At 50.0% G+C, this 6,057-nt stretch carries 5 protein-coding genes; 2 read left to right on the forward strand and 3 right to left on the reverse strand.

Features of this window, described 5'->3' with window-relative positions:
• The first annotated feature begins 833 nt into the window (after window positions 1–833).
• Both D6694_04035 and D6694_04040 read left to right on the forward strand, forming a co-directional pair.
• Entirely contained in the window at window positions 834–1,775 is a 942-nt protein-coding gene (locus D6694_04035) for an Abi family protein (protein RMH45945.1), read from the forward strand.
• Window positions 1,776–1,869: 94 nt separating this feature from the next.
• Window positions 1,870–3,060, forward strand: a complete 1,191-nt coding sequence (locus tag D6694_04040; GenBank protein RMH45946.1) for a hypothetical protein — start codon at window positions 1,870–1,872, stop codon at window positions 3,058–3,060.
• Between the two features lie 219 nt (window positions 3,061–3,279).
• Here the strand turns inward: D6694_04040 and D6694_04045 are convergent, their stop codons facing one another.
• The 3 genes from D6694_04045 to D6694_04055 are packed head-to-tail and all read right to left on the reverse strand — an operon-like array spanning window position 3,280 to window position 5,982.
• A complete protein-coding gene (locus D6694_04045) occupies window positions 3,280–3,990 on the reverse strand; it encodes a phosphoribosylaminoimidazolesuccinocarboxamide synthase (GenBank protein RMH45947.1) in 711 nt (236 codons plus the stop codon).
• 19 nt (window positions 3,991–4,009) lie between these two features.
• Window positions 4,010–5,107 (reverse strand): outer membrane protein assembly factor BamC, encoded by a 1,098-nt coding sequence (bamC, locus tag D6694_04050; GenBank protein RMH45948.1) that lies wholly within the window; start codon window positions 5,105–5,107, stop codon window positions 4,010–4,012.
• Window positions 5,104–5,982, reverse strand: coding sequence for a 4-hydroxy-tetrahydrodipicolinate synthase (locus tag D6694_04055; protein RMH45949.1), 879 nt, complete (start codon window positions 5,980–5,982; stop codon window positions 5,104–5,106). Before D6694_04055 ends, bamC begins: the two co-directional genes overlap by 4 nt.
• Window positions 5,983–6,057 lie beyond the last annotated feature (75 nt).

Raw genomic sequence — 6,057 nt, forward strand, 5'->3', positions numbered from 1 at the left:
ACCCGGCATCTCGTCGTCCTCGGATATTTCGAAAGAGACGCTGGACGATGAAAGACGCCGAAGCGGTCAGGCGTTTACGAATGAGCTTTCCAGCATTGGGCAAGGCGAAGCTTGGGCCGTTGTTGTGAGTACAAGGCCATCAGCTCTCGGACAGCACGGTGGGTTCCATTCTGAACTGATTGAAACAAAGAGGCCGCCTTCCAATTGGTTGTGCATATGCTAAAGGCCGACGCCATGGCCGCCCTTGGTGCCGAGCGTGGGCAAAGCGTGCCCCTTACGGCCTGAAAGGGGAACAACCGGAAGAACTGTTACAGGTTGATGTTCTGCATGTCCGCCTGTTGCCTAGCGCGACGGTTTATCACTTCACTGCCTGGGACTGAGCACCACGGTGGAGCGTGGGTCAGGTTTACAGCCGTGTCACTAGCCGCTATGCAGCGGATTTTCTCAGCCACCTTATAACTAGGTGTCCTTTCCCAATTCGGGCCATTCAAATCGACGGTGGTTCAGAGTTTAAAGGTGAATTTGAGCAGGTCTGCCAGAAGGCCAACATTACGCTTTATGCGTTACCTCCGAAACGATCTCAACGTAATGGCGGGAACAAATTCATCACTGCCTTCGTCTTCATCAGGTATTGAAATATAGGACGCCTGCCGAGTATATTCGAAGTGCTGGTTATGGGGTTCCTCATGTTTCAGTGTCTCAAATGTATTGAACTCGGACAGATATTGTCTCAAAATGGAATTATATGGTATGATTCTCCCTAACAACACCCGCCAAGGCTATGCTCGCAAGAGTATCCTCAAACCGGCGGGTTACTTTCTTGGGGCTAAGTCATGAGCTACCCCAAGCCACCAACCAAACTTTCTGAGCAGTTGGAGCTGCTTTCCCACCGAGGCATGCGCCTGACTGAACAGGCGGAACACTATCTCTCCCATATCGGCTACTACCGACTGCGCGGCTATTGGATTCCCTTTGAAGATCCAAGTGCGCCTGATGGTGATCATCGTTTCCAGTCCGGCACAACATTTGACGATGTACTTAATCTCTATATTTTCGACCGGGAGCTGAGATTACTGGTCATTGATGCTATTGAGCGCATAGAAGTCTCCGTTCGCAACCAGTGGCAGAATGTTTTGGGTTTGGAACACGGCGCTCACGCCTATCTGAAATCCGAACTATTTCATAGCGCTCGACAGTACGGGCGTTGTCTGGCCGAGCTGTCCAGCGAATATGAGCGCAGCAAAGAAACCCATATCAAACATTACAGGAAGAAGTATGAGAAAAGTGGCGTTCCCGATCTGCCGCCCATCTGGTCAGCAGTAGAAATCATGACTCTGGGTCAGTTTTCCCATTGGCTGTCCAACCTCAAGCCCAAATCTCTCAAGGGCAAGATTGCAAAGCCTTACGGCCTTGATGAAGCCGTTCTCTGTTCCTTTTTGCACCATCTGACCGTCATTCGCAATATTTGTGCTCATCATGCCCGCCTGTGGAATCGTTCCATGACGATTACCATGCAGTTGCCACGTACCAAACCCAAACAGTTGGCAAAAGTGATTGACCATGGTACTGATCCCAATCAGGCGCCCCGAAAAATCTACAACACTTTCGTCATGATCGCATGGTTCATGGACTGTATCTGCTCTGATAACCACTTCAGACAGCGGCTGATCCATCTGATCGACAAACATGGCGTTGATACCGGGGCGATGGGCTTTCCCGATGGATGGCACTCGATGGCGTTCTGGCAGCAAACAGAGGATAAGGAGGGGACATGACCACAGATGACATCATTCAGCGGATTCAGAGGCTAGAAGAAAGTGGGCAAACATCCGCGAACGTGCTTATCAGCATCAAGCCCAATGGCCGAGTATGCTTCCATCTGATGCACCTGAGGTGGTAGATGGGACATTAGGGACACTGGTCAGAATATCCCAGCGCATCAGCCAAACTTCAAGTAGTGGTAGAGCCCTCAAACTGGCTATCTCAAGCGCCACTCAACAACTGATTAGTGCCGAACAACAGCTTGATCAACTTTCAAGAAATAATCAATGGAATCAGCTTGTTAACCTCATAAACAGCCTATCAGCAGTATCATCCGCTATCTACGGCATCTATATCCTGAGCAGCCAAGATGGCCAAGATGCCATAAAAGAGGCATGCGCTCAGCTAACCGATGAGCTGACAAATCTAGAAGCGCTTCATGAGAAATTGAAAGAAATTGAGCAGCATGCATCGAAGCTGGAACAGTCGCTTGAAGAAGCTGTTGCCAAGGCTGATCAGAATAAGGAGGCTGCCACCCAGCATGCAGAACAGGCCGAGAAATGGTCGGAACAGGCTGAAGAGTTTAGAAATTCCGCTGAAATTGCTGCACAAGGTGCACGGGAACATGAGCAGACAATAACTGAATTGGCAGACCAGGCGGAGCAACTCGCACAAGATATTGACAAGCGTATAAACGCATCACAACAAGCGCAAGAAAAACTTGAAACTTTGACAAAAGAAGCACAAGAAATTCGTGCAACTCTGGAATCACTCTTGCCGGGGGCAACAGCAGCCGGACTTGCTAACGCCTACAGGCAGAGCAAGATTAACATTGAGGAGAGAATGAAAAAACTGTTCACACAGTTTTACTGGGGTCTGTTTGCTCTAATGGTAACTATTACATTAGGGCATTGGATTTTGCCTCCGTTACCCAGTGAGCCTATTGCACTGATGCTCCAGCTTCTTACTCGCGGGATGCTGGCAGCCCCCGCGATTTGGTTTACCTGGGTCGTAGCTCGGCAGTATGCCTACCTTTCCCGCCTGCATACTGATTACGGCTTCAAGGAGGCCATGGCCACATCGTTCGAGGGCTTCAGGCGCATGATGGAAGAACTGGATGAAAATGATCATAAAGAGCTGACGGCAGCCCTCTCTGTCAAAGCTATAGAGATTATTAGTTCGGATCCGGACAGGTTGACTGCCTCTTATCACGGCGATGAATCACCTTTTGGATTCATTTGGCGTTCACTGATAGAGCGAATAGCTCCGAACCAAGGGAACAAGGATAATGGCTCATAAAGCAGTATAAACCTAACCCGAAATATAAACCCTCCAGCATAGAGAGGTAGGGGGAGTTCCGGAGTATTCGGATGCAATCCTCTCTGACTTCTGCACACTTCAACGCAGCAAATTGCGTCAGTGGTCGATATTCAAGCGCCTGATGAGCCCGTTCGGAGTTATAGTATAGCTGGAAAAATCAAAGGCCCGTTAAAGGGCCTTTTGTCCTCATCTCCTCTCCTACAGCGGCACACCCAAACGTCGAGCCACTTCTTCGTAACTTTCGATGACGTTACCGAGATCTTGACGGAATCGATCTTTATCCATTTTTTCGCCGGTCGCCTTATCCCACAAACGGCAACCATCGGGTGAGAATTCATCCCCCAACACCACCTCACCCTTGAACCGACCAAACTCTAGCTTGTAATCCACGAGAATGAGGCCCGCATCATCAAAGAGCTTGGTCAGGATATCGTTGACATGGAAGGTCCATTTTTTCATTTCGGCAATTTCGTCTTCGCTCGCCCAGCCGAAAGCACGAATATGGTACTCATTGACCATCGGGTCATGTAACGCATCGTTTTTGTAGAAAAATTCGAATGTGGGCGGTGAGAGTTCTAGGCCTTCTTCAACACCCAAGCGACGACAAAGACTGCCGGCTGCTCGATTGCGTACGACGCACTCGACCGGGATCATCTGCAAGTTTTTCACAAGGCTTTCATTATCCGACAGCAGCTTTTCAAAGTGCGTGGGAATGCCGGCCGCCGCCAATTTCTGCATGATAAAGGCGTTGAACTTGTTATTCACTTCGCCCTTACGCGCCAATGAGGCACGCTTGGTGCCATCGAATGCCGACGCATCATTGCGGAATTCCAGAATCAGAAAGTCCGGATTGTCCGTCTCATAAACCGATTTTGCTTTACCTTGATATAGAAGTTGACCTTTTTTCATTGCCTCTCAGGCTCCCGCCTCACTGTTGTTTGGAAAATGCTTGTTCAAGCAACTGGTATATCTTCGTCAGCTGCGCAAGCGGAATTTCTTTTTCACCCTCCTCATCCAACCATTTGATCATGGTCACATCTTGACGATCCGATAACTGGACTCGATATTCCCGCTTAGGCAAAACACTATCTTCGTCATCCGAAAAAAGTGACGCCAGCCAGCTCTTTTGTTCTCCTTGATATTCGACGTCCATCGTACCAAGCGCAGCATCCTTTTTGAGAATCTTAAACCCAAGCTCGGGCAGAACTCGGGTCAATCGCCCCCACACAATATTGTAGTCGGCTTCCGCGATCAGTGCTGGCCGATCGTCATTGTCATGGTGTAATTTCAAAGAAATAGGACGCTTCGAGTTATTCAGCCTTGCCAAGATGCGTCGATCCTGTTGCTCCGCCCAGTCACCCAGAAACTGATTCATAAACAGTTTCGTTCTCTCTGAGCTCATTGGCGCGCTTTGCCACTGTTCCGCATCATACAGCAACACTTCGTGTGCGACGGGCTGAACGGTCAATAAACGCTGCGTACCCTGCTCACTTCCGCGCAGAACAAATCGATAGCGATCGCGAACTTTTTGGGGCGACTCCGAACCAAACAAGGTATCCCACCAACTACTTCTGTCTTCAACTATCCAGTCTGTCTCGATGATGGCCTGCTTGCGATCCTCTCTTGCAATCCGATACCCCCGACGCTCCATAAAATCCTTAATCGCCTGCCAAATTTCAATTTCACGATAATCAAACCACACGGTTGGGCCGCCATATTCATCTGACTTGACAACCCCAATGCCTTTGCCCACAGCCAAAAGCAGGGTCGGTGGTTTGTCTGACAAATGCTCGCCAACCGGTGCATTATTTTGCGCTTTCGTTTCAGGGACAGGATACTCATCACGCACCTGAGGTGCATCCAGTCCTTCCGGGATAGCCAATGCCTTATCCAGATGTGCGTCCACATAGGCAAATTCCGGATCGACCGCGTGATCATCCGTTTGAAACACACTGCATCCGGCCATCAGGTTCACGCTGGTCAAAAGAAACAGGCCACCGATCGTTTTTGTCATTTGTTTGCTCATGCGTCGATTAATCCCAACTGTTGCAAAGCCACTCGCAAAGGTTCTGCCTCCGTGTCATTTAATGGGACAAGGGGCAACCGAATGCCAGAGTCAATTTTCCCCATCTGGGCTAGTGCCCATTTCACAGGCATCGGGTTAGATGACACAAATAAGGCACGATGGAGCGGCAAAAGTTCCTCATTCAGTTGTTCGGCTTCTTCCCATTTGCTCTCGGCAGCCAACGCACACAAACGCGCCATCTTGTCGGGCACGACATTGGCAGTGACTGAAATCACGCCATCCCCGCCCTGCCGCATAAACTCACACGCCGTCACATCATCTCCACTCAACAAGCAACCCTCAACACCCAGCGACTTAAGGGCAAGCAAACGCCCAACATCTCCCGTGGCCTCCTTGATGCCAATGATATTGGGGTGCTCCATAAGGCGGGCCACTGTCTCAGGCTGCATATCCGTGACCGTACGCGCCGGAACGTTATACAGAATGAGCGGCAGCTCCGTCGCATCAGCAATGGTTGAAAAGTGGGCAATCAAACCAGCTTGGGTGGGTTTGTTGTAGTATGGCACAACCGACAGCCCAGCCTGCGCGCCAGCACGCAGTGCAATTTTTGAAAGGGCAATCGCATGCTGGGTATTATTACTTCCAGTCCCCGCAATGACGGGGCAACGCCCGGCGGCCACGTCAACACAGGTCGTGACAACCTCTTCAAACTCTTCATCAGACAGTGTTGCCGACTCCCCTGTCGTACCAACCGCGACTATCGCATCGGTGCCTGACTGAACGTGCCACTCAACAAGATCACGAAAGCGGTCATAATCAATACGACCATCAATCTGCATCGGCGTGACCAATGCGACCAAACTACCTTTGAACATATCATTTCGGTGGGTGTTATTAAGGCCGGTATAGTACTGATGGTCACGACAAATTACAACTGCTTGTCGCTTCCA

This window comes from Gammaproteobacteria bacterium, from assembly GCA_003696665.1.
GTDB lineage: Bacteria > Pseudomonadota > Gammaproteobacteria > Enterobacterales.

What these genes read in the sequence shown, in the direction of transcription:
- D6694_04035 (RMH45945.1), top strand. Translation starts at nt 834, where the DNA reads ATGAGCTACCCCAAGCCACCAACCAAACTTTCTGAGCAGTTGGAGCTG.
- D6694_04055 (RMH45949.1), bottom strand. Translation starts at nt 5,982, where the DNA reads ATGTTCAAAGGTAGTTTGGTCGCATTGGTCACGCCGATGCAGATTGAT.
- bamC (RMH45948.1), bottom strand. Translation starts at nt 5,107, where the DNA reads ATGAGCAAACAAATGACAAAAACGATCGGTGGCCTGTTTCTTTTGACC.
- D6694_04045 (RMH45947.1), bottom strand. Translation starts at nt 3,990, where the DNA reads ATGAAAAAAGGTCAACTTCTATATCAAGGTAAAGCAAAATCGGTTTAT.
- D6694_04040 (RMH45946.1), top strand. Translation starts at nt 1,870, where the DNA reads ATGCTTCCATCTGATGCACCTGAGGTGGTAGATGGGACATTAGGGACA.